This is a genomic window from Gilvimarinus gilvus (assembly GCF_030518155.1).
Classification (GTDB): domain Bacteria; phylum Pseudomonadota; class Gammaproteobacteria; order Pseudomonadales; family Cellvibrionaceae; genus Gilvimarinus; species Gilvimarinus gilvus.
Window position 1 is genome coordinate 37,404 of sequence record NZ_JAULRU010000731.1, and the last position, 22,054, is coordinate 59,457.

Annotated in this window: 20 protein-coding genes; 7 read left to right on the top strand and 13 right to left on the bottom strand. The window is 50.7% G+C overall.

Annotation, left to right across the window (positions count from 1 at the left end; genetic code table 11):
• Positions 1-26 precede the first annotated feature (26 nt).
• Together QWI17_RS18395 and QWI17_RS18400 are read left to right on the top strand one after the other, a co-directional pair.
• The gene (locus QWI17_RS18395) at positions 27-962 is read left to right on the top strand and encodes a transporter substrate-binding domain-containing protein (RefSeq protein ID WP_302723987.1); all 936 of its coding nucleotides are present in this window, start codon (positions 27-29) and stop codon (positions 960-962) included.
• A gap of 370 nt (positions 963-1,332) precedes the next feature.
• Positions 1,333-1,896 (top strand): SOS response-associated peptidase, encoded by a 564-nt coding sequence (locus QWI17_RS18400; protein WP_302723988.1) that lies wholly within the window; start codon positions 1,333-1,335, stop codon positions 1,894-1,896.
• Positions 1,897-1,974: 78 nt separating this feature from the next.
• Here QWI17_RS18400 and QWI17_RS18405 read toward each other — a convergent pair whose 3' ends face one another.
• Positions 1,975-2,640, bottom strand: coding sequence for an outer membrane beta-barrel protein (locus QWI17_RS18405; RefSeq protein ID WP_302723989.1), 666 nt, complete (start codon positions 2,638-2,640; stop codon positions 1,975-1,977).
• A 622-nt stretch (positions 2,641-3,262) separates the two neighbouring features.
• Between QWI17_RS18405 and QWI17_RS18410 the strand changes: the two genes are divergently transcribed.
• Entirely contained in the window at positions 3,263-4,477 is a 1,215-nt protein-coding gene (locus QWI17_RS18410) for an alpha/beta hydrolase (protein WP_302723990.1), read from the top strand.
• A 552-nt stretch (positions 4,478-5,029) separates the two neighbouring features.
• A complete protein-coding gene (locus QWI17_RS18415; RefSeq protein WP_302723991.1) occupies positions 5,030-6,541 on the top strand; it encodes a DUF1254 domain-containing protein in 1,512 nt (503 codons plus the stop codon).
• 148 nt (positions 6,542-6,689) lie between these two features.
• On the opposite strand, the gene QWI17_RS18420 is transcribed toward QWI17_RS18415, so the two are convergent.
• The 6 genes from QWI17_RS18420 to QWI17_RS18445 form a co-directional block, all read right to left on the bottom strand.
• A complete protein-coding gene (locus QWI17_RS18420; RefSeq protein ID WP_302723992.1) occupies positions 6,690-7,136 on the bottom strand; it encodes a hypothetical protein in 447 nt (148 codons plus the stop codon).
• A gap of 584 nt (positions 7,137-7,720) precedes the next feature.
• Positions 7,721-8,293, bottom strand: a complete 573-nt coding sequence (locus tag QWI17_RS18425; protein ID WP_302723993.1) for a YdeI/OmpD-associated family protein — start codon at positions 8,291-8,293, stop codon at positions 7,721-7,723.
• A gap of 60 nt (positions 8,294-8,353) precedes the next feature.
• The gene (locus QWI17_RS18430; RefSeq protein WP_302723994.1) at positions 8,354-8,725 is read right to left on the bottom strand and encodes a hypothetical protein; all 372 of its coding nucleotides are present in this window, start codon (positions 8,723-8,725) and stop codon (positions 8,354-8,356) included.
• Between the two features lie 63 nt (positions 8,726-8,788).
• Entirely contained in the window at positions 8,789-9,388 is a 600-nt protein-coding gene (locus QWI17_RS18435; protein WP_302723995.1) for a DUF1287 domain-containing protein, read from the bottom strand.
• 460 nt (positions 9,389-9,848) lie between these two features.
• Positions 9,849-11,072: an MFS transporter gene (locus QWI17_RS18440; protein WP_302723996.1), complete on the bottom strand. Its 1,224-nt coding sequence runs from the start codon at positions 11,070-11,072 to the stop codon at positions 9,849-9,851.
• A gap of 150 nt (positions 11,073-11,222) precedes the next feature.
• On the bottom strand, positions 11,223-12,143 hold the full coding sequence (locus QWI17_RS18445; RefSeq protein WP_302723997.1) for an AraC family transcriptional regulator: 921 nt from the start codon (positions 12,141-12,143) through the stop codon (positions 11,223-11,225).
• Positions 12,144-12,381: 238 nt separating this feature from the next.
• Between QWI17_RS18445 and QWI17_RS18450 the strand changes: the two genes are divergently transcribed.
• Complete coding sequence (locus tag QWI17_RS18450) at positions 12,382-13,875, top strand: amidohydrolase family protein (protein ID WP_302723998.1); 1,494 nt, start codon at positions 12,382-12,384, stop codon at positions 13,873-13,875.
• A 62-nt stretch (positions 13,876-13,937) separates the two neighbouring features.
• On the opposite strand, the gene minE is transcribed toward QWI17_RS18450, so the two are convergent.
• The 6 genes from minE to QWI17_RS18480 form a co-directional block, all read right to left on the bottom strand.
• Positions 13,938-14,192 carry a cell division topological specificity factor MinE gene (gene minE / locus QWI17_RS18455; protein ID WP_302723999.1) on the bottom strand — a complete coding sequence of 85 codons (255 nt, stop codon included), beginning with the start codon at positions 14,190-14,192 and terminating at the stop codon, positions 13,938-13,940.
• Positions 14,192-15,001, bottom strand: coding sequence for a septum site-determining protein MinD (gene minD / locus QWI17_RS18460; RefSeq protein ID WP_302724000.1), 810 nt, complete (start codon positions 14,999-15,001; stop codon positions 14,192-14,194). The genes minE and minD overlap by 1 nt, the downstream gene beginning before the upstream one ends.
• Positions 15,002-15,027: 26 nt before the next feature.
• On the bottom strand, positions 15,028-15,738 hold the full coding sequence (minC, locus tag QWI17_RS18465) for a septum site-determining protein MinC (protein WP_302724001.1): 711 nt from the start codon (positions 15,736-15,738) through the stop codon (positions 15,028-15,030).
• 169 nt (positions 15,739-15,907) lie between these two features.
• Positions 15,908-17,047, bottom strand: a complete 1,140-nt coding sequence (locus tag QWI17_RS18470; RefSeq protein ID WP_302724002.1) for an endo-1,4-beta-xylanase — start codon at positions 17,045-17,047, stop codon at positions 15,908-15,910.
• A 135-nt stretch (positions 17,048-17,182) separates the two neighbouring features.
• Entirely contained in the window at positions 17,183-17,896 is a 714-nt protein-coding gene (locus QWI17_RS18475; protein WP_302724003.1) for a hypothetical protein, read from the bottom strand.
• Positions 17,897-18,051: 155 nt separating this feature from the next.
• Positions 18,052-20,034: a glycoside hydrolase family 97 protein gene (locus QWI17_RS18480; protein ID WP_302724004.1), complete on the bottom strand. Its 1,983-nt coding sequence runs from the start codon at positions 20,032-20,034 to the stop codon at positions 18,052-18,054.
• Between the two features lie 142 nt (positions 20,035-20,176).
• Between QWI17_RS18480 and QWI17_RS18485 the strand changes: the two genes are divergently transcribed.
• Together QWI17_RS18485 and QWI17_RS18490 are read left to right on the top strand one after the other, a co-directional pair.
• Positions 20,177-21,241 (top strand): DUF2157 domain-containing protein, encoded by a 1,065-nt coding sequence (locus QWI17_RS18485; RefSeq protein ID WP_302724005.1) that lies wholly within the window; start codon positions 20,177-20,179, stop codon positions 21,239-21,241.
• Positions 21,238-22,053, top strand: a complete 816-nt coding sequence (locus QWI17_RS18490) for a DUF4824 family protein (protein ID WP_302724006.1) — start codon at positions 21,238-21,240, stop codon at positions 22,051-22,053. The genes QWI17_RS18485 and QWI17_RS18490 overlap by 4 nt, the downstream gene beginning before the upstream one ends.
• Position 22,054 lies beyond the last annotated feature (1 nt).

Genomic DNA, 22,054 nt, shown 5'->3' on the forward strand with positions numbered 1-22,054 from the left:
ACAAAGCGCACAATTTGGTCAGGCAAATGCTCCCAGCCTACAAACTCAGCTCTGCCCAAGTACGGACACTGATCACTGTGTTGGCGGTCAGCACGCTAGCGCTTTGCGTAAACCATGCAATCGCAAACGAAACCTCTACTCAGGTTGACGCCTATGCTTACCGCACACCCGGCTCCAGTGCCGACCACAGACTGTCCTATGAAGTAGAGTTGCTGCGCCTGGCACTCGACAAAACTGTTGCAACCTTCGGCCCCTATACATTGCAACCAGCCAAAGCGATGAATTTACCGCGCACCATGGTAACGGCGCGCAGCAGTAAAGAGGCGCTAATTTTTAAAACCAGTTACTCCCAAACCCTTACTCAAGAATTTCGTTATCCGACTTACCCAATTGATCGCGGAATATTCAGCTACCGTATCTGTTTTGTTAACAATCAAATTAAGGACAAAGTTAGCCAGGTGGATAATCTGGACGATTTACGTCGCTTCATCATTGGCCAGGGGGTGGGCTGGCTGGATGTCGATATCTTAGAACACAATGGGTTTTCGGTCAGGGAGTCTTCGGGCTACGAACAACTGTTCCCAATGCTGGCCGCGGGAAGGCTGGATTTGGTGTGCCGGGCGCAAAATGAAGTTCCTGCCGAGTGGGAAATTTTTAGTCACTTGGGTGGATTTTCTATCGATCAGAGCTTCGCACTGTTCTATCCATTGCCCCGTTTTTTTTGGGTACATAAAAGCCAGCCGCGCGCCTTCGAGCGTTTGAATCTGGGTTTAAAGATATCCTATCAGGATGGCTCAGCACTTAATCTCTGGAAACAGCACTACCAGGCTAACCTCCGCAAAGCGTCCCTTAAAAACCGCCGCCTGTATATTCTGAGAAACCCGTACCTCGATGGAATATCTCCTGAATACAAACAGTATTTTCTGGATCAGCGCACAAAAATGTGCGAGTCAAATTGTTAAACCTGTATTATGCACCGCTTTGAACAAACGCCAACTCAATCGTACAATAGATCTCAACTTGGCAATTTAACAACAGAGACTTAAGAAACCTGTAATTAAGTCTCCAGCGGCCTCTGGCTTACAAAGTTTGTTGAGCCCAAGGCTGCGAGATGAAAGCGTTCTGGCCGCGCGGTGAAGTGAGCCAACACAGAGATCGGAAAACTCTGCAAGCCCCGAAGGGCGCGGCCAAAACACTCCCTACGCAACGTTGTTTTTCTTGCCATGGGCTACGGCCATTACCTGCGAAAAACGCCTTAGGTACTGAGCGTTTTGGACTCGCGCAGAGACGACTGCAGACTTAGCCAGAGGTTCCTTGAATATGTGTGGGCGTATGAACATCAGTGATGATCCATTTTCTCAGTGGGTTTGCGACTTACTCGATATTTCCTTTGCCACAACTGCCAATGCCGATTTACGTCCAACCCAAAAGGTGGCTACAATTGCCGCAAACAACACACAGCTGCAGCAAGTCAACGCGGCCTGGGGCATCAAACCTCACTGGGCAAAGAAAACTCTGATTAATGCACAAGCCGAATCGGTGGCAGAGAAACCCACCTTTCGTCATGCCTTTTCAACCTACCGCTGCATCGTTCCCTGCAGCGGCTTTTACGAGTGGCAAACGCTGGCCGGAGGCAAACAAAAATGGCTGTTTGCGCGAGAAGATGGCCAACCTCTTTTTATGGCCGGAATACTGTATCCAACCCAGACAAACACACCTCAATTGGTTACATTGACCACCAAGCCGAACCAGAGATTCGCAGGCTATCACCACCGATTCCCGCAGTTTGTTCACAGCCAAGACATCCATAGTTTTTTGACGGGTGACGCCGACCTCGCGCTAAAAATCATGATGGATAACGACGACCGCGAAATTCAGGCCAATACAGCCAGATAGCGGGGACACATTCAACAGACACAAAAAAGGCCGAACCTGTCATCAGGCCCAGCCTTTTTGCCTCAGACATTCAGCGAATTAGTACATCCAACCTAACTCAAATAATGCCGTACTCAAAGACGGGTTGCTATCAGCTCGGTCAATATCCAGCCAACGCTCTTGATAACCGGCCCGAATAAACATAGTCGGACTGATATCAAACCGCACACCCGCACCCACACCGTATGAGAAAGTGTCTTCTGTATAAGTAGGCTGGTAGTCGTTACAAATATAACCCCACCAGGGGTCCCACCAACAAACACTGCTTGGAGGCCCGCTGGCAATATTGGAGTCGACGGCCGCCCAACCAACCTGACCACTGATATAAGGCGTAAAATCTCCCTTTAAGAAATAATAGTCGGCCATAAGGCTGGCGGTGAAACCATCGAGCACACCGCGCACAGGCTCTTCCGTCCCCTCACCATCATCAAGAACCCGAACCGAATCGTAACTGGTGGAATTCCATAAAAACTGCCCGCTCACATTTAAGTGGTCGGAATGGTTAAATCCGGCCCTAAATCCGAAGCCCGGATCAGCATTCAAGGTTGCGCTCGCGCCGCCATCAAATTCAAATGTTTCGCCCGTAAGATAAGGAATAGTAAAAGCGAATTCGTACTTCTGCCCCCTATCGGCCGCACTCGGCAAGGCAAGCATCAGAATGCCCCCCACTGTGATTACTTTAACGATTGACCGCCATGTATCCATTGTTGCTACCTCCTAGTGATGTTTGACGCAAGTTTATACTAATGCCAAAGTGCAATACAGATAAAAAGTAACACACCGCGAAGCAAAGAATACTGAATCGTATTCACATTAGGCCGCCATATCCCAGCGCTGTGGGTTGGCCCGCGCCCTATGCTCACTAATAATATTCGAGCTGACCGCAAAAGCTGAAGCAACAACCGCCCCCCCTCTACACCGCACACCCGTTTATGCCATTAGTTTATTGCGGCTTCATGAATGCTTATTTTCGCGCCAAGAAATACCACTACTGTATTACTATCTACACATTAGCCAAACGTGTAATATAGTATTTTGACCACAATTAAAGATAGAAAAAATTTAGCCAAGACCACATAACCAGTTTGCTTTTGTTGTAGCAAGTTTGTTGTTAGATGCGATATATTTACTGTTGAGTGCTACTTGATTGGGCAATGTAGCAATATGTTCTGTGAGTGGCGCCAGTTCAGGTCACCCTGTACACCCATTATGCAATACAGGGAAAGCTCATAAAAGTAACACCTTCACAGGTGCATTAATTGGCGAGATTAACCCCGGCGCTGCCGGTTTTTTGAGCTCCCATCAACCACAGATACGGTTACGCAGAATGAAAAAAGCACTATGGATAGCCACTATTTTCTGTTCCGCTTGCTCGCTCCAGGAAATAAAGCAGGAAGCCGACGCGACCAACTCGGCAGCCACCATTCAGGGCACACTGACTACCACTGAACCCGCATACCAAAGTTACGCTGGCGCCTTCTCCGTTAACGATGGACATTATTTGCTTAGAGCCACAGCTAAGGTTGACGGCGGTTCGTATAGCATAACACTCCCCCCGGGAGACTACGCTGTAGGTGCCTACACAGACATTAATGGCAACGGAGCGTTTGACGCAGATGTAGATTTATCCGCCTACTGGAGCAACCAAGACGGCTCACCCGTCGTTGAGCGGCTCAATGCGAATTCTGTGAACAATGTTCCTCCGTTGGCACTGACCAGTCTTTCAAGCAATAAATTTAACCCGGACTTACACAGTCGCAATTACAAAGCTTTGGAAAATATGGGGCGCGTTGTCGCCCTGAGTGATCCGATGTTTTCCGATGAGTCAGCCAAACTGGGTGTCTGGCAGCCCCTCACATATCTCGAAACTTACGGCGGCGGACTGATGTTCTTGCAGGAGTTTGAGGAAAATAAAATACCGGTTATCTTTGTTCACGGTATTTTCGGCAGCACGACGAGCTTTTCCGACGTGATTGACGGCCTGGATACCTCTGTATACCAGCCATGGGTACTGCAATACCCCAGCGGATTAAGCCTTGGCCTAATCAGTGACTACTGGGTAAAAGCCATCGATGAGCTTAGCAATACTTATAAATTTGATCACTTTCAAGTGGTCGCACACAGCATGGGCGGCGTCGTTACCAGAGATTTTGTCAGAAAATTCAGCGCTCAAAACCACAGTGCCAGCATAAGCAAAGTTATTACCGTTAACAGCCCACTTATGGGAATGCCAAGCGCTCAGAAAGGGGTTAAATACTCCCCTATTGTGGTTCCATCCTGGCAAGATGTCGCCACAGACAGTGATTTTATAACGACTCTACACCAGTGGTCATGGCCAGACGACTTAGATTATACGCTGGTGGCATCTTACCTGCCGGGTGAGCCCGGCGATGGCATTGTAGATCTCACAAGTTCGACATCAGACCGACTACAGAACGAGGCAAGTCAATTTTATTTAATGCAGGGTGAACACACTCAATCTCTGTCGAAGCCTGTATTAGTTAACTTTCTACTGGACGAGATACATTCAGCCTCACCGTAGCGGAATTACAATAAACAGCATGCAAGAATATGAACTTGTTTACCTAACCAGCGAGACAATCAATCGCGGTTGGAGCATATTGCAGTTTTGGGTGAGCGTGACGTTTGGGTTGCTCGCCATGTCTCAACTAGCGGTACGACATCTAAATGCTGGTTTACTTTTTGTCATCACGTTTCTATATATTGATTTCTCGCTGCTTACCTCGAGGCTTATAAAGTTCAACGGCACGGTGGTCAGGGGGTACATTAACGAACTACAAGCCTTACCGTCGACAAGCGCAGGCACCCATGCTTTTATTAATAATGCACCCAGCTCTATGGAAATCGCGCTAAGCCTATCTAGCGTATTTTACGGATTATTTTTTGGCACGGTTATTTTCTGTTGGTATAGCTATGTTCGGGTAAAGCAGAAAACCAAGAAAAGACTTGCCAGAGAGTCTAGCAGGTTGTAGCACGGAAAGTTGGCATAATTGCTATCCCCTTCAGCCTAAATAATTGGGCCAAGCTCCCCCGCTGGGCCTTTCATACCCATTAGTGAACCAGGAACATAAATATGGACATACCTAAATTATTGGCAGTGTTTTCCTGCCTTACGTTCTCAGTGCAGGCGCTAGCACAATCAGCGCCGACCATGAAAATGACCACCGATATTCCCCCTGCTATTGTGACTCCAGCGGCTGTGGATACGCGACTTGGCAAGCTTAAGTTTGAAGACGGCATTCCCACCGAAGAAACCGCAACGCTACTTTATGACAACCTCGATTTTATGCGCGGGGTAGAAGTCTTTATGAGCGCCATGCCCGGCGCTTCAGCAGAAGCTTTGCGTGCAGGGTTTGTGAGTAAAGGGGCTGACAACAATACGGTATTAATTTTTGAATCCCTGATGGACTCCAAGTCATTGTTCCTGACGCCGAACACGGAAAGCATTTACAACTTAATGTGGCTTGACACGTCAGACGGGCCCTTGGTGATCGAGACACCGCCGAACATCCTCGGCATCATTGACGACCACTGGTTTGAGTATGTAGGCGACCTAGGTAACGCCGGCCCCGATAAAGGTAAAGGCGGTAAGTATCTGCTGTTACCTCCGGGTTACAATGGGGATATACCTAAGGGCTATCATGTTATGCAGTCTCGCACCTACGGTAATCTTTTTTTCTGGCGTGGGTTTATCGACGCAAAAGGCAGCACTAAGACAGCGGTAAATAACTCTAAAAAATATGCAAAGGTATATCAGCTATCTCAGGCAAAAAATCCGCCTAAGATGAAGTTTATTAACGTGTCTGGTAAACACTTTAATACCATACACGCTAATGATTTTGACTTTTATAATGAAGTCAACGAAATTGTTCAAAATGAGCCAAGTGACTCTTATCACCCCGAAGTGCTGGGTGCTCTGGCCTCCATTGGCATAGAAAAAGGCAAGCCTTTTGCGCCGGATGCGCGCATGCGCAAAATCCTCACCGAAGCAGTTGCCGTGGGTAATGCGACAGCCCGAGCAATCTTGTTCCGCACCAGAATGGAAGAAGCTTACTACTATCCAGACAGCGCCTGGTTTACGGGCTTTGTGGGAGGCGACCATCAGTTTTTCTCACAGCCCGGGGTACGCAACCTTGATGCGCGCACATTATTCCATTATTACGCCACCGGCATAACACCGGCTATGGCAATTCAGCGCGTAGGGATTGGATCACAGTATGCTATTGCGGCAACCGACACCAACGGAGATATACTTGACGGCAGCAAAACCTACAAGGTTCATCTCCCCCCCAATATCCCGGCACAAAACTTTTGGTCTTTCGTGGCTTATGACAACCAAACGCGCTCCATGCTGCAAACCGACCAGCAGTTCCCGAGCATTGGCAGCCAAAATAAATCATTAGTAGTTAATGACGATTCGTCTGTCGACATTTGGTTTGGCCCCAAGCCAGTACAAGGTCATGAGAACAACTGGGTACAAACAGTACCGGGTAAGGGCTGGAACCTAGTGCTTCGCCTATACGGCCCCGATGAAGCTTGGTTCGATAAAACCTGGCGCCCTGGTGAGTTAGAGCCAGTAAATTAGTATGATCTAAGGTTGTCAGCCGGTCAGGAAAATCTGGCTGACAACTTTTGTTAGCATGTGCCTATCAGTTTCACATTGTATGTAATAATTTTGCGCTGAACCTTCCCATTGTCGATAAACGGCATAGGAAGGAGCTGGCGGCTGTAAATTAAAGCAAGCCGGCAACGACTACAGCCTGTGTGCCAACCGATATTGTCCGGCCACCATGCTTTTTTGAATAGGCGTTCGCTTCAGATAATGTTGAAAACCATAAGTTAGTATATCCGGCATCTGGTAACGTTAAAGAATAATGCGCCAACACTTGTTGTGGGTGCAATTCAATGCTGCGTCGGTAAAGTGCCCAGCTGTTGTAACCTGCCTCTACCGCAATGAGCTGCAATAGGTGTTTACGTTGAATCAAACTATTGCGGCGATAGAGTTCAATCAGTGACATGTCTCGCAAAACTTTACTTGCAAGCAGCCGTCTTAATATTGGCAAAGCTCTTTGTTTTGACTCTGAACTGGCCGCACGATGCAGCCGTTTAGCTTCGCGCAATAGTCGGCTAATCAGCAATGAGTGGTTGTTCTTATCGGGGGAGTGGTTACAAGTGCGCATATCGCCTCCTTTTATTGGCCCACTCGCTATCGGCCAGAGATGATATGCAAGCTAAGCTTGCCATGTGAACAGTTGGTGAAGATACTTTTGCGAGGCGGGCGCCCAATAAGCCCAGCGCAATTATGGTACTTCCCGACCTAAGTTGTCAATTTCATAGGACTTAGACCAAGGAAACCATCACTGCGCGGGCCGGCACTTTTCTAAGGAGCCTCTGATTAAGTCCTCAGTGGCCTCTGGCTTACAAGAGCTTTTCGAGGTCAAGGCGGCGATCCGATGGCGTGCCGATGGCCCGGTGAGGGGAGCCAACACAGAGATCGGAAAGCTCTGAAAGCCCCGAAGGGCGCGGCCAAAACGTCCATCCGATGTGTTGCACCTCTTGCCAAGGACTATGGCCATTGCCTGCGAAGCGCGCCTTGCCGAGTGAACGTTTTGACTCGCGCAGAGACCACTGGAGACTTGATCAGAGGCTCCCTAGCAAAGGGAACCACCCTGTCCGTCGAGACAAGGCACGACATCTGCACGCTTCGGGCCTCGCTGAGCATGCAAGGGGTTTTTCAACAGCCTGCTAGCGGTGCGTTAGGTTCCTAAGGTCTTTTTTGGTGAACCAGCATATCCATAAATTTATCAAATCGTTTCTGTCTGGTTGCAGGCTTCTTTGCAGACGTTAAGCCGTGAGCGATAACATAGCGGCTCGACTTGTTGAGCTTTGAGAAAAACTGTTTCGTTGCAGGGTTTTTGTCGAGCTCGGCCAGGAAGTCTTCAGGCACAGTCATTTCGCTTACGGCGTAGGCGCTATCCCAGCGACCATCGGCTTGTGCAGCCTGAACATGTACAAGCCCGGATTTCTGCATGCGCCCTTCACTTATTAAGCGCGCTGCATGCGCCCTGTTTCTTTTGGACCAGTTGCTTCGGGTTTTTCTTGGGGTTATTCGTTGCAGGTAGGAGTGCTCATCCAGGGATTTTTTGACGCCGTCAATCCAGCCCCAGCACAGGGATTCAATCACAATGTCGTCCCACGTCACGCTGGCAATTCCACTGCCTTTTTTAAAGATTTTAACCCACAGCTCGCTTTCGGTAGAATGATTCTTTAAAAGCCATCGGTTAAGGTCTTTGGGTTCTGCGAATGCCATAATCTTTGTTGGATCGGCTTCAGGCATTAACCCCCCCTTTTGTCGTTATCAACTTTGACGCGTGGAACACAAGAATGATGTGTACTCTCAATATACTTTGCTCAATATTGAGCCCGCAATACTCATATGGGATTTTGCCGACATAATCAGCGCTAACTTCTCCCGTAAAATGGGCTTTTGCAGTCCTTTCTCCTCTCCCTGTTCTTGAGCACTTTTTTCTGCATCCATAAGGCTTTGCTTAAGTGCTGGATACTCATCACGGGTAAACTCGTACAATGTGCCACAGGAGTCCACCTCCGCCAGTGGTTTACTCTCTAGCTTTACATCGATCACACACGCAATCGCCAGTATGCGGTAATCGGACGCCTGACTCTCAAGAGATTTCAGGTAAGCTGTATCGTTTGTCGCTAAGCAGATCGATGGGATAGTCAGTATTAAAGCAAATATAAATGATTTCATGTTTTTCTCTTATAAGCTGGCGCGAGGGGCTGAGGTCCGCAGTGTAGCAATGCATTTATGGGGTTAAATTTCACTATTTGCTTCCGGTTTGAAGCGGTAGTGTCCGGTTATTTCGTAGTGAAACAGCATGTCATCAAGCTTGGGTCCAGCCCCAATATTGTGAACTATGAGTGGATTCCCGGTGACCTCAGATAGTGTCTCAGTCACTATGCCAATATGTGGCAGGTTGCCAGGAAGCATCCAGGTGACAATGTCACCGGCTTGGTAGTCTTGCGCCTTCTGGGTGACGGGAAGAGTATCTCCATGTCGGGAGAAGAATGCTTGTAGATTAGGTACGCGACGATGATCTATATTTTTATCGGGTTTGTTCAAGCCCCAAATACGTTTCGACGGGTAAGCATCGAAATTATTTTTCATATCTTTGTGTACTAAAACCTGCAAGTCGGTTCCGATGCTACGATAACTGCGAATTACAACGTCTGTGCATACGCCAATATTGGCGGGAACATCTCCATTGGGGTACGCAATTGAATAGTATGCGCCATTGTAAGTGATTTCATGCTTGGTGCGCTCAACCGCAGCGGCCACCAGCTCTTGTTCAAATGCATCCGCCAGACCGTATTGTGATAGCAGCAATACAGCAACGACCGTCATTTTTCTCATATATTCTACCCGGAATTTAATGCGCTACCTGCAAGGTACCAAAAAGTCTACATGATAATGTTCATCATGACGTACCCACGAACGCTTTTTAGAAAATTGAATGTTGTCCTTCAGGCACTGGCCGTCACTTGTACTGTATAAGTGTGGCTGAAGTGTGGGGTCAAATATTACCCGCCAAATTCCGAAGCCTAAAGCTTTTGCTGCCTAGTTCCGTCGTTTGGTTGTTTAGACGGGCGGCATCTGTAGAAAAGGGTACGTACACGGTCTGACATCTCCTTGTCTTAGCGAAGTGCGACATACTATAGCTAATCATTTTTTACTGTTGCGCAATCGATAGTGGCTCATTGGCAAAACATTCCATTCTATCGGTTGCTTTATGGGTCTAAGGACATTCGTGTCCATCATCAGACATCAGACATCAGACATCAGACATCAGACATCAGACATCAGACATCAGACATCAGGCGTTTCCTCTTTTCCAAGCCAAACCAAAAAACATCAACCCCAGTATAGCGGTGGCCGCACCCACGTAACCGGTAGAACTCCAGCCCATTCCTGCGGATATCGCAAAACCGCCCAGCATAGGGCCGATGGCGTTGGCCGTGTTAAAGGCGGCGTGGTGGGAGGCGGCTCCTAGGGTACGGGCACCTACAGCGACATCCATTAGGTGAGTTTGTAGGGGCGGCGATATGGCCGCAATTGTTCCGACAAAAAATACCGCGGGCAGTAGCGTCCAAAGGCTGTCGGTTGTAGACGGGTACACCAGCAGTACCAAAATACTCCATATCAGTAAGCCGCCCACGGCTTTAAACTGAAATTTATCGAACAGCCAACCGCCAAGAAAGTTCGCACAAAAACATCCAACACCGAATACCGCCATGGCCACCGGTATCCAATTTTGATCCACTTGAGTTACGTTCAGGAGGGTTGGGGCAAGGTAGCTAAACACGCAAAATACACCGGCAAAGCCCGTGGCACCAATCATTAAGGCCAGCCAAACTTCGGGTCGGTTAAACGCTTTAAGTTCCGCCAAGGGGTTATTGCGAAGTTGGTTCTGATTAAGTGGCACGTAAATATAAATCAACCCCACCGTCAGTACCGATATGCCACCTACCAACGCAAACGCATAGCGCCAACTAATGGACTGGCCCAGCCAGGTCGCCATGGGGTTGCCAATTAATATAGCAACGGTTAGCCCTACCATCACGCGGCTAACCGCTTTGCCCCGTTGGCTGGGCGGAACCAGGCTGGCCACTACCAGTGCCGCCACGCCAAAGTAAGTACCGTGCGGCAACCCGGCAATAAACCGAAAACCCAGCAGTGTTTGGTAGTTGGGGGCGAGAGCGCTGGCAATATTGGCGATGGCGTAAAAGCTCATTAACAGCAACAACAAGTTGCGATGAAACAGTTTGGCGCCAAATACAGCGAGTAGCGGAGCCCCCACAACCACACCCAATGCGTAGGCACTGATAACGTGGCCCACCTGTGGCTCGGAAACTCCAAGGCCTGCGGCGATTGGCGGCATTAGGCCCATGGTGGCAAACTCGCCGGTGCCAATACCAAAACCGCCAATGGTCAGGGCGATCTCAATCATCCAGATAGCGCCTTTGCTGAGTTTCGGCTGCTCTAGTGAATCGGTTACTGGCGTTTGCACGTCTTGCGGCTTGTTAATGGTTGGTTCCACGTTGTCATTGACTCATAAAGTGTCGCTACCCGGTATCACGCGAGGCGTGACCGGTCTGGACTCTGCTCAATTGGGATTATGGGATTATCAGGAGGCGGTATTGTAGCGCACCGTATTCGCTTTGAGTGTTAAGTAGAGTTTAACTCTCTGTTAAGGCGCGGCTACACTCTCCCTGAAGGCACTGGGTGTGGTCGCCGTGACCCGGCTAAATTCGCGGTGGAACTGCGATTTGGTGCTGAAGCCCGCTTCCAGATAGATGTCGGTCATGTTCATGTTGGGGTGGCCAAGCAAGAGTTGTTTGGCTTTTTCAACCCGTACATTGTTTAGGTGCTGAGAAAAGCTCGCCCCGTACACGCCGTTCACCGCCTGCGATAATTGACGCGCAGGCACGCCCAACATTCGGGCGGCGCGACTCAGGGTGATGGTCGGCTCGGCTCGGTACAGGCTCTGCTCCTCTACCAATGTTTGCCAGCGATTAAAAAGGCTCTGTTTCTCTTCGTCGCTTATCGCCTGCGTGCTCGAGGGCAACTTGAGTTCATGCATCCATTCTATCAGTGGCACCCTTGCGACCATCAGCAGTAGCGTGGTGGCGTGAAACAGCGTGAACACTGCGCACCCGAGGTACAACATAATACTTTGCGCAGGTGGCTTGCCTAGTCGTATTTCAATATTCAAGGCAACTTCCAACAAGATATTGATGGCCATAATTGCAACCAGTACCCACAACCAGCGAAACGCCACACTGGGCACGGCGCTGGTTGAATGTTGCGTACGCTTAAGTTGCCACAGTGTTGCCAGCCAGTAGCCGATAAAGCTTGCGGTAATTGCGAAATCAACAATGGCCCACCATTTCGCCAACAGTGTGACAGCCATAGCGAGGGCTGGCGCTAAGTGCCATGGGGATAAGCGTTTACCTGGGCGAAGCACACTGACGAAATAGGCGTATAGAGCGGGGCCAAGAAACATCGCCAGTTCTGCTCTGACTAAGGCCCCATTGGGCCAAAGGCCGCTAAAAACTAACCCTCCCAGGCTCGCTTGCAGTGTGAATAACGCGTAGTTTAGACCCAGCATGCGAGCACAGCTTGGATTTATGGCCCGGCTCGTTAAGAGCCCAATGGCCAGCATTGCGCACATCAATGCGGATAAGCCAAAGCAGATGATTAATACAATGGGATAATTCATATTTAAGGCGAGTGTTACCGTCCCAGATTGCGTTTTCTGTGTCCTAAATAGCGTTTTAGGACGCATGATACAGGCTTTGGCGGCATTCTGGGGGCATTGTTATTTACTCTGTTAAAGGAACCGACCCATGCCACTATCACGAAGCTTTACCCCTCGACTGCTGCTTGTTGCAGTACTTACCTATGCCCTTGCCTGCGCGCAGTACGCCTTTGCCGATACAGCGGCATTGCTGATTGAAAATGCACGGATTGTGTCGACCACGGGTGTTTCCGAGCCCCGTGATGTGCTCATCGAAGCGGGCACCATCACCGAGATTGGCCCGGGGTTACGTCCATCGGTGGCCGAGAAGGGCGTACGCATTATAGACGCCGAGGGCCGCTTTTTGAGCCCGGGGCTTATCGACAGTCACGTACATTTGATGGGAGTGCCCGGAGAGTCGGACGCCTTACCTGCCGAGGTGCGCGACCAGGCGTTGGCGCAAATACCCAAAAGTTACCTGTATTTTGGGTTTACCACCGTATTGGATTTGATTAGCGCTGACGAACCTATGGTGCAGTGGAACAACCAGGCATTGGCACCTACGGCGTTTCACTGTGTTGGTGTTCCCATACCGGGGGGCTATCCAATGGCGTGGCTGCCGCAAGAAGAACAGCTCGCATCGCCCATTGCCGACTACTACCTGTACGATGAAAATCAGCCGGCACTAATGGCGGCGACGCCAGGTAGCGAGCAACATAAGCCCAAGGCGTTGGTTGAGCGTATTGCTAGCACTGGCGCTCGCTGTATCAAAACGTTTTACGAGACGGGCTTTGGCCGTTTGCGCAATTTACCCGTGCCCTCGCTTGAGTCCATGAAGGCGCTGATTCGCGAAGCACACAAGCATCATCTGCCGGTGTTTTTGCATGGCAACAGTCGCAAGTCCTATGAGTTTGCACTTGAGGCTGGGGTCGATTTACTGGTACACGGGCCGTGGCATGGTGTTAGCGCCAGTGATGCGGAGGCTCTAGAAGCGTTGGCTGAAAAGGTCGTGCAGGCGGGTATCGGTGTGCAGCCAACGATGCAGGTGATCGTTGGGGAACGTGAATTATTTAGCCCAGATTTCTTTGCCCGCCCAGAGGTAAAAGCGGCCGTGCCAAGTGCGCTTCGCCAGTGGTATCAATCCGAAGCCGGACAGTGGTTTGTTCAGAATATGAGCCATGGTTTTGGTGGGCCAGATGAACCCCACTTGCACGACAAAGTACACGCTGCAATGGCCAAACCGATAGGGGGGGTGCAAGCATTCACTCGCGCTCTGGCTGTCGCCAATGGAGACCTGGTGTTTGGCAGCGACACGCCCAGTGGCCCGGTGTACACCCAGTTTCCCGGTTTAAACGGTCACCAGGAAATACAGCATTGGGCCAGTCAGGGGGTAACGCCCCCGCAAATATTTGCCGCACTGACAGTGCGCAATGCTGAGCTCTTAGGTTTGGCGGAGACGTTGGGATCTGTGGCTGAAGGTAAGCGCGCAGACCTCTTACTACTAACGGATAATCCGTTGGAATCTGTTGATGCTTATGATTCGATTGCTTGGGTTATTGTGAAGGGAGTGCCGGTTGAGCGATCCAAACTTGCCGCCAACTAAACATCAGCGGCGCCCCAATGTATGCAAGAGCGAGTGGGCGGCACGACACCGCCCGGTGATTTTTATCGGTCGGGCAAGGTTACATTAAGCTCCAGCACCGAGCAGTCGTCGTTGTCATCGAGCTGAACCGATACCTGGTCTTGATCGATTTCAATATACTTGCGAATCACCTCGATGATCTCTTGTTGCATCAACGGTAAGTAGTCCGGTTGATTGCGGTGGTTGCGTTCGTGCGCCACCACAATCTGCAAGCGCTCTTTAGCCACGGAGGCCGAAGAGGGCTGCTTTTTCTTAATAAAGTAATCAATAATGCCCATTACTTTCCTCCCAGGAGGCGCTTCAAAAAGCCCTTCTTTTGCATTTCCAGGAATCGATGTTCTACGTCTTCGCCGACTAAACGTGCTACCGCGTCGGAGTATGCCTGGCCCGCTTCCGAGTTCTCATCGAGAATAACCGGGGAGCCCTGGTTCGAGGCTTTTAGTACGGCCTCGGATTCAGGAATGACGCCCAGTAGTGGAATGGCGAGAATTTCTTCGACATCGGCCACACTCAGCATTTCGGCGCTGGCGACGCGCTCTGGGTTGTAGCGGGTTAACAGAAGGTGTTCTTTAACTTGTTTGCCCTGTTCGGCCAGGCGAGATTTGCTTTGCAAAATTCCCAGAATGCGATCGGAGTCCCGCACAGAGGACACTTCCGGGTTGGTTACGACAATGGCTTCTTCGGCAAAGTACAGGGCCATTTGCGCGCCCTGCTCAATACCGGCTGGTGAGTCGCAAATAATATAATCAAAGTCTTCGGCCAATTCATTTAATACCGCCTCGACACCGTCGTGGGTGAGGGCGTCTTTATCGCGGGTTTGCGAAGCCGGTAAAACGTAGAGACCTTCGGTGCGCTTGTCTTTAATCAGCGCTTGCTTCAGGTTCGCTTCTTTGTTGATGACATTGACAAAGTCGTACACCACGCGTCGCTCACAGCCCATAATTAAGTCTAGGTTGCGCAGACCTACGTCGAAGTCGATCACGACGGTTTTGTGACCGCGCAATGCTAAGCCTGTTGAAATGGCGGCGCTTGAAGTGGTTTTACCAACGCCACCTTTACCGGAAGTTACAACAATAATTTTAGCCACGGTGTTTCCTCAAAGTGTTGGCACTGTCACAGTGCTGCAATTTCAATAGAATCGTCTTGTAAAAATACTTGCGCAGGTTTTTTCCAAACCGCTTCACTAAAGCTGTCGTTCAAAATAAAGTGACCGGCGATAGATACCAACTCAGCTTCCAATTTTTGACAAAAAATTCGGGCGTTGGAGTTGTCGCGAACACCCGCCAGTGCGCGGCCACGTAAAGCGCTATACACGTGAATGTTTCCATCCGCGATGACCTCTGCCCCTTCGCTAACCGGTGCGAGCAGTATTAAGTCAGCCCCTTCGGCGTATACCTGTTGGCCCGAGCGCACCGGCTTACTGATCACCTTGGTCGGAGTTGGGTTGCTATTGGCAGCGGGTTGTGGGGTGGGTTCCGATGCTGGCGCCTCCGGTGCTTGTTCCGTGCGCGGGCGCGGCGTCGGTAAATGTACCAAGCCGGCATCTTTTGCCATTTGCGCCACATGCTCTTCGGCGCCGCGAAAGCCATAGAGCTGAAAGCCTGCACTGCGGCACTCGCTCACTATGCTCTGCATCTGAGTTTTGTCCATACCACCTGTGAATGAGGCAAGGTTTAAAAAAAGTGGCGAACCGGTAAAAAATAGCGGGGCAGTTTCGATTTTCTGGCGCAGTGTTTCGGCAAACTCATCGCGTTGATAGCGGTAGAGGTCAAGCACCATTGAGGTGACGCTGGTGCCTTTAATATGAAAGCAGGGGTCTGCCATCGAATAATCCTGATTCGTGCGTTGAGCAGCACTGAGTGCTACTTGATCAAATTGAGTAGAATAGCAACGGTTTTTTCCACTTAAGAGTACTGTGAGTTGCTAAACGTAATGGCCCCGCAATATACCAAATATTGCGGGGCCAAAATATGGGCAGAGCCTTACTCGGCGATTATTTTTTCAGCGATGTGACCGCATCGTAGGCGGGCTTACGTTGATAGTCGCGGTCAAACAGCAAGGGGTAGTTGGTGCGCCCGCGCACGGGGAAGCCGTTTTTCCACGATTCACCGTCGCCGGTACCCCAAAATGTGACTCGGGCGATTTTATTGCGGTGCTTTAAAAACAGTTTAAACCACTCCACGTAACGTTCGGTGAGTTGTTGTTGAACATCGTCGGGCAAACCTTCTGCGTAGGGGTTAAGTTCATCAGAGTAGGCAAAATTATCTGAAATTTCGGCGCCCATATGCTCCCAGGCAACCGGCAGCACGTCTAAATCCAGCTCGGTAATATGCACCGCGCAACCGGTGGCTGCGTAGGCTTCTATACTTTTTTCAAACTCTTGAATGTCCGGATAGCCGAGGCCGATATGGCCCTGCATGCCAATACCGTCAATCGGAGTACCATTTTTCTTAAAGCGTTCGACCATTTCGACGACGAATTGGCGTTTCCCCGGGTTATGCATGTTGTAGTCGTTGTAAAGCAGGTGGGCTTCCGGGGCGGCAGCTCGGGCGTATTGAAAGGCGTGGTCGACAAAGTCGGCCCCTATTTGATTGAACCAAGGGCTTTTGCGCCAGCCCTTGTCTTCGTCGATGGCTTCGTTGACCACATCCCAGGCTTGAATACGGCCCTTGTAGCGTCCCGCGACAGTATCAATATGATTTTTCATGCGCGCCAGAAGGTCGCTGCGCGATAGGGGAGTGCCGTCGGGGTGATTGAACACCCAGCGTGGCGTTTGCGAATGCCACACTAAAACGTGACCCACAGCAAACATGCCATGCTGCTCGCAGAAGTCTACAAAGGTGTCGGCAATATCCCAATGATACGTATCCGGCTCGGGGTGAAGGCGCTCCCACTTCATGTCGTTTTCCATGGTCATGGCGTTAAATTCGCGCGCGACCAAATCATGAAAGCCATCCGGCGGGGTCATCATTCTGGTTTTGCTGATGGCCGTGCCAACAAAAAAGTCGTCTTTGAATGCATTGGCAATTCCGGTGACGTCAGCGGCGGCGGCCATGGCTTGCTGTTTGGCTAAAGCAATTGCACCGGAGGCGCAGAGCGAGCTTAGTAAGAACTTTCTTCGGTTAACAATCATAGTATTACCTGGCGCAGGCTCAGGGCGAGAACCGTACCCGAGTCGCTGCGTTATTTCGTTATTATTGAGAGAGCCCGCGACAGTGCTGTGAGTAACGGCCTCTTTTGGTCAATAATACTATAAGGGCTGTGTGGATTACTCGCAAGTATTGATGATTGCGGCGGCGGCTAGTTTGCTGGCCTCCAGTATCTTGCTTTCTTCATTGCTCATTTCTGCGCGAATACTGAACATCGCATTATCCACCAGTACATTTAACGTTTTAAACCGGCCTACACCGCCCCAGGCTGCGTGGTCTCCGAGGCCCGGTATGCTATCCCACTGCATTTTATTAATAAGGCTTTTGGCGAAGTTTTTGCCCTCTTGCTCATATCGCTTGTCGATTACGCCATCGTCTGCTTTGGCTTGAACCGCCTTTTCCGCGCGCTGTGCTGCTTGCGCCTTTTCTTCGCGGCTAATGGTTCGGTGTTGGTGTAAAAAGGTGTCGGCGTCCACCTTGCGAATATTGCTGAGAGAGATGCTGTCGTTGATATCGACCTCCATCGCGTAGTTACCCGTGCCTACCGTAGATGTGCGACCGGCGGACCAGCTAACGGTGCAACTTGAACTGTAGGTTGAAACATCTTGGTCGATAGCAGCGTCGCTGGGGGTCATGGGAAAGGTGGTGCGTGTTAATTCAATACTGAGTAAATCGCATGGTGATTGTGCGGCCTGTAACAAACACGCCGCGGTGCCAACCGATGCGTTCGCGGTTTTGCCTGAGCCCGGTGGGTTGTCTGAGTCACTGCAAGCGAAGAGCGTAATACTTGCGCCGATTACCAAAGTGGTTGCGCATCTTTCCCATGGTTTCATTGATCATTCCTTCGATACTAAATTGTAGATTTACTAATAACCTGAGAAGAATAACCAGCGACGGTGATTCGTTCAACTTAAATTGAGCGGCCTTTACAATAATTGAATAACGCCGCTCATTTGCCATCGCCTGAGTCGTAAAATGACTCTGAGCTTTAGCGCTTGCTTACAACACCTGCCCAGCCTCCGCCACTGGCCAAACGTACTTGCAGCGTCTCGCCCGCGGTAATACTGCGTTGCTCACGCTTATAGTCTTCGGCGTAATGCTGTGTGTTGAGGCCATCGCGCACTAAATCAAGGGTGTATTCGCCCGCGCCGAGAAAGTCGAAGTTGACGTTCAGGGTGCGTGCAGTGTCGTCCGTCATGGCACCTAAATACCATTTGTCGCCGTGGCGACGGGCCACCAGAATATAGTCAGCAACCGAGGCATCCAGGACCCGGGTTTCATCCCAGACGGAGGGGAACTGGGCGATAAATTCGGTAATTTGCGGCTCCTTTTGGTAGGTGGTGGGAGATTCACACAGCATTTGCAGAGCGCTTTCGTAGACCGCGTACATGGCAACCTGGTGCGCACGTGTTCCCAAAGCTACCGGTCGGAAATGGCTGACATGGTGCTGTGGTAGGTGAGCGTTGCGCAGAGCGCCCGGCGTGAAATCCATAGGGCCTGCCAGCATGCGGGTAAACGGCAGCGTGACGGTATGCTCAGGGGTAATGTCCTGGCTCCACTTGTTGTTTTCGTTACCTTTTACCCCCTCATAAGTCATAACGTTGGGGAAGGTGCGACGCAGGCCGGTGGGTTTAAAGCCACCGTGATAGTCCACCAGTAAGTGATGCCTGGCCGCTTCGCGAGCGATTTTTTCGTAGTAATTAACCATGTACTGATCGGCGCGCTGCATAAAGTCAATTTTGATTCCGGCAGCACCCCATTCGCCATAGGTTTTCAGAATATTTTTGTAGTCTTGATCTAGTGGTCCCCACAGGGCCCACAGAATAATGCCGACACCTTTCTCCTTGCCGTACCGGATGAGTTCTTTCACGTCCATGTCAGGGTTGTTATCGATAATGTTGGTGGTGGATTTGGTCCAACCCTCATCGAGAATGACGTACTCCAGACCGTGCTCGGCGGCAAAGTCGATATAGTATTTGTAGGTTTGCGTGTTCAGGCCGGCTTCAAAGTCGACACCGAATAAGTTGTTGGCGTTGTACCAATCCCAGGCTATACGACCGGGTTTAATCCAGTCGGTATCCGCCAGCTGATTTTCGCGTGACAATAACCACACCAGTTCACTTTCAACGAGCTTTGCGTCCGACTTATTAATCATGGCTACACGCCAGGGAAATTTGCGTTGACCGGTAGTCTCGGCAATATGATCGGCAAACGTCAGTTGCTGATTGCGGTCCTCAGAGCCCGGAGTGGGCGTGGCCTTAGTGACAACGCCCGGGTGCTTGGCTTTAACGCTGTCAGTGCCAGTGGCGTCGATAAATAAGCCGGGATAATCAAATACGTCGGCTTCGGTAAACAGTACATTCACATCATTGGCTTCAAAATACACGGGCAGTGAGGCAAAGCGACCGGCTTCGATCTGGGCCAGTGCATCGGCCACATACAGACGTTCGTAATGTGAGATAAGGGTTTCCTCTTCCGGGAAGAGGGTCGTCGTCATCGCCGGGAAATTGAGTGACATTTGCTCACTGAGCACTTTAATGTCGTGCGGGTAATTGCCCCAAAAGCGGTAGGCCATGCCATCGTTGAAAGCCCGGAACTCGATACCGAATTGATTAGCAAAGGATAGCGTAAGTGCCTGATAGTGCTCGGCAATGGTTGAGTTTTTGTGTGCGACGATGGGGGTGTGTTGCGTTTGCACTCGTGTTGAAGCTTGCGTTGTGACGGTAATTTTATCGGCAATATCCCCCATACCCGCGATGTCGAGGCCAATTGTGCTTGGCGCTATTACGTCGATGTCACCGAGCGTTACCGAGAATGACAACTCCCGTTCGGTATCGATGTTGACGCTGAGTTGGCCGTCCGGGGAGTTAAGGGTGTAGGTGTCAGCGTATGCGTTGAACGATAAAGCTGCGAATGCGGTGGCAACCAGCGCCAACGCGGCCAAACGAGTGGGGAAGAAAAGCCAATTCATGGGGATACCTTTGTTCTTATATGAAACCGGTTTAGCGCTTAGTTTGCCTATCCCCGACGAGTAGAGCAAGGCTTGACGCTGCAGCCAGCGCCCGCTCTAATGCAGAAACCGGCCCGGGCGGCCAAATAGATAAGGATGAATCGTGATCAATGCTGCCAGCGCGCAAGCGCGCGCTAATCAAATTCGCGCGTTCAAAGCCGAAATGGCCGAGTTGGCCGAGAACAATGTTTGTCATCTGTCACCAGAGCAGGCTCAGGCCGTTGAGCAGTATCACGCCAGCGTATTGGCAAGTTCACGGGCCCGGTTCGATGTGGATACTGGCGCGCGTTCCCATCACCTCGGTATTGGTATTCAGGTGGTCAGTTTTCTGGGTGCCTGGGCGCTTGCCGCCAGTGTGTTTTTCTTCTTTATGCAATTCTGGGGGCGTATGCCTATGGGGCTGCAGGTGAGTGTCTTAATCGGCTCCTCCCTCGCTTCGCTGGTATTGACCGCGTGGATTGCCGGTCGTGATGGTCCCGGCCGCTACTTTGCAAAAATTGCCGCGTTAATCAGTTTTGCCTGTGTGGTTATTAACGTGTCGCTTTTAGGGACGCTGTATAACCTGCCTGCATCGCCGGCTGCGCTAATGGTGTTTGCTGTGTACGGCGCATTGCTCGCTTACGCATTGCGAGTGAGATTGCTGCTGGGCGTTGCTATTCTCAGTTTGTTTTCGTTTATTGGCGCGCAAAGCGCTACCTACAGTGGCATGTATTGGCTGTCGGTAGGTGAAAGGCCTGAGCATTTTATTTTGCCAACGGCGCTGCTCTTTTGGTTGCCGAGTGTATGGTCTCAGGCCAACTTTAACGGGTTCGCCTGCATCTACCGCGTACTCTCTTTAATTGGTCTGAGTGTGGTGGTATTGGTGCTTTCCAATTGGGGGGCTGGCAGTTATATCCCCTGGGAGCGGGACTGGGTGGAAGGGTTTTATCAGGTAATGGGGTTTGCAATTAGTGCGGGTGCTATTTGGCTCGGGGTTCGCAATGGTTGGCCTGAAGTGCTGGCCACCGCCAATGTATTTTTCTTTTTGTACATGTACACCAAGTTCTTTGATTGGTGGTGGGATTGGCTGCCGAAGTCGGTATTTTTCTTGCTGTTGGGGCTGACTGCCTTGCTGGCTCTGTTTATTTTTAACCGGCTGCGTCGCTACGCTCAGGGAGAGGGACTATGAAACCTCTAATGTTAGCCGCTGGTCTTTGTATCGCCTTAGTCAATGTTTGGGTGCTGGGTAAGCTTGCCATAAATCGATTTGTTGGCGAGGTGAAAACTCTGCGTTTGACCGAGCGCGAGTTGGTTATGCGCCAACAGGGTATAGACAATAGCGTCCGATCGCTGTCTTTGGTGTGGCAGGGTAATCAGGCGGCGGATTATATGGGGATTGGCTACAGTAGCGCCAGAGTTCGTTTGGATGCCGACTCTTACCAGCGTTTGAGGGGGAATGAAACTCTGTGTGAGGCCGCGTTTAAGCATCGACAAGCCTGGGTTCTGCTGCAGTATGGCGGGGATGCGTTCGCCGGATTGCTTGAGCAATACGAAGCGCGTGTTGCGACGCTTGAGGATAAGCTCGGAACTAACAATGTCGTTGATGAGAATGACCAAAACCGACTCAAGCGGGCGAGAAAAAACCTTCTGAGCCAGCAGCAAGGCGGCTCGCGTCTGGTCGCAGTCGATGTTGCCCGCGAGCGCGCTATGCTGAAGCGTCAGGCAGAGCAATTGAGTCGGCCTTATCTCATTTTGCCGGTGACTTATTACCCGATTAATAAATGCGAGTCGACAGATGTAATGGTGGCTGCCAAAGGCAACCGAGAGTACTACCTCGCGCAGCCCTATGCGTCAGCGCTGGGGGCGAGTTATCAGTCGCGCGCTTATCGCGATGTTTGGCAAAAGCCGCGATACCAAGTCGACCTTGCCTTTGGCTCATTAAACTTGCCCTGGGTTCAATCTTTGTCGCACTGTCAGAATGGGTGTGAGTTGGCAGAATAAA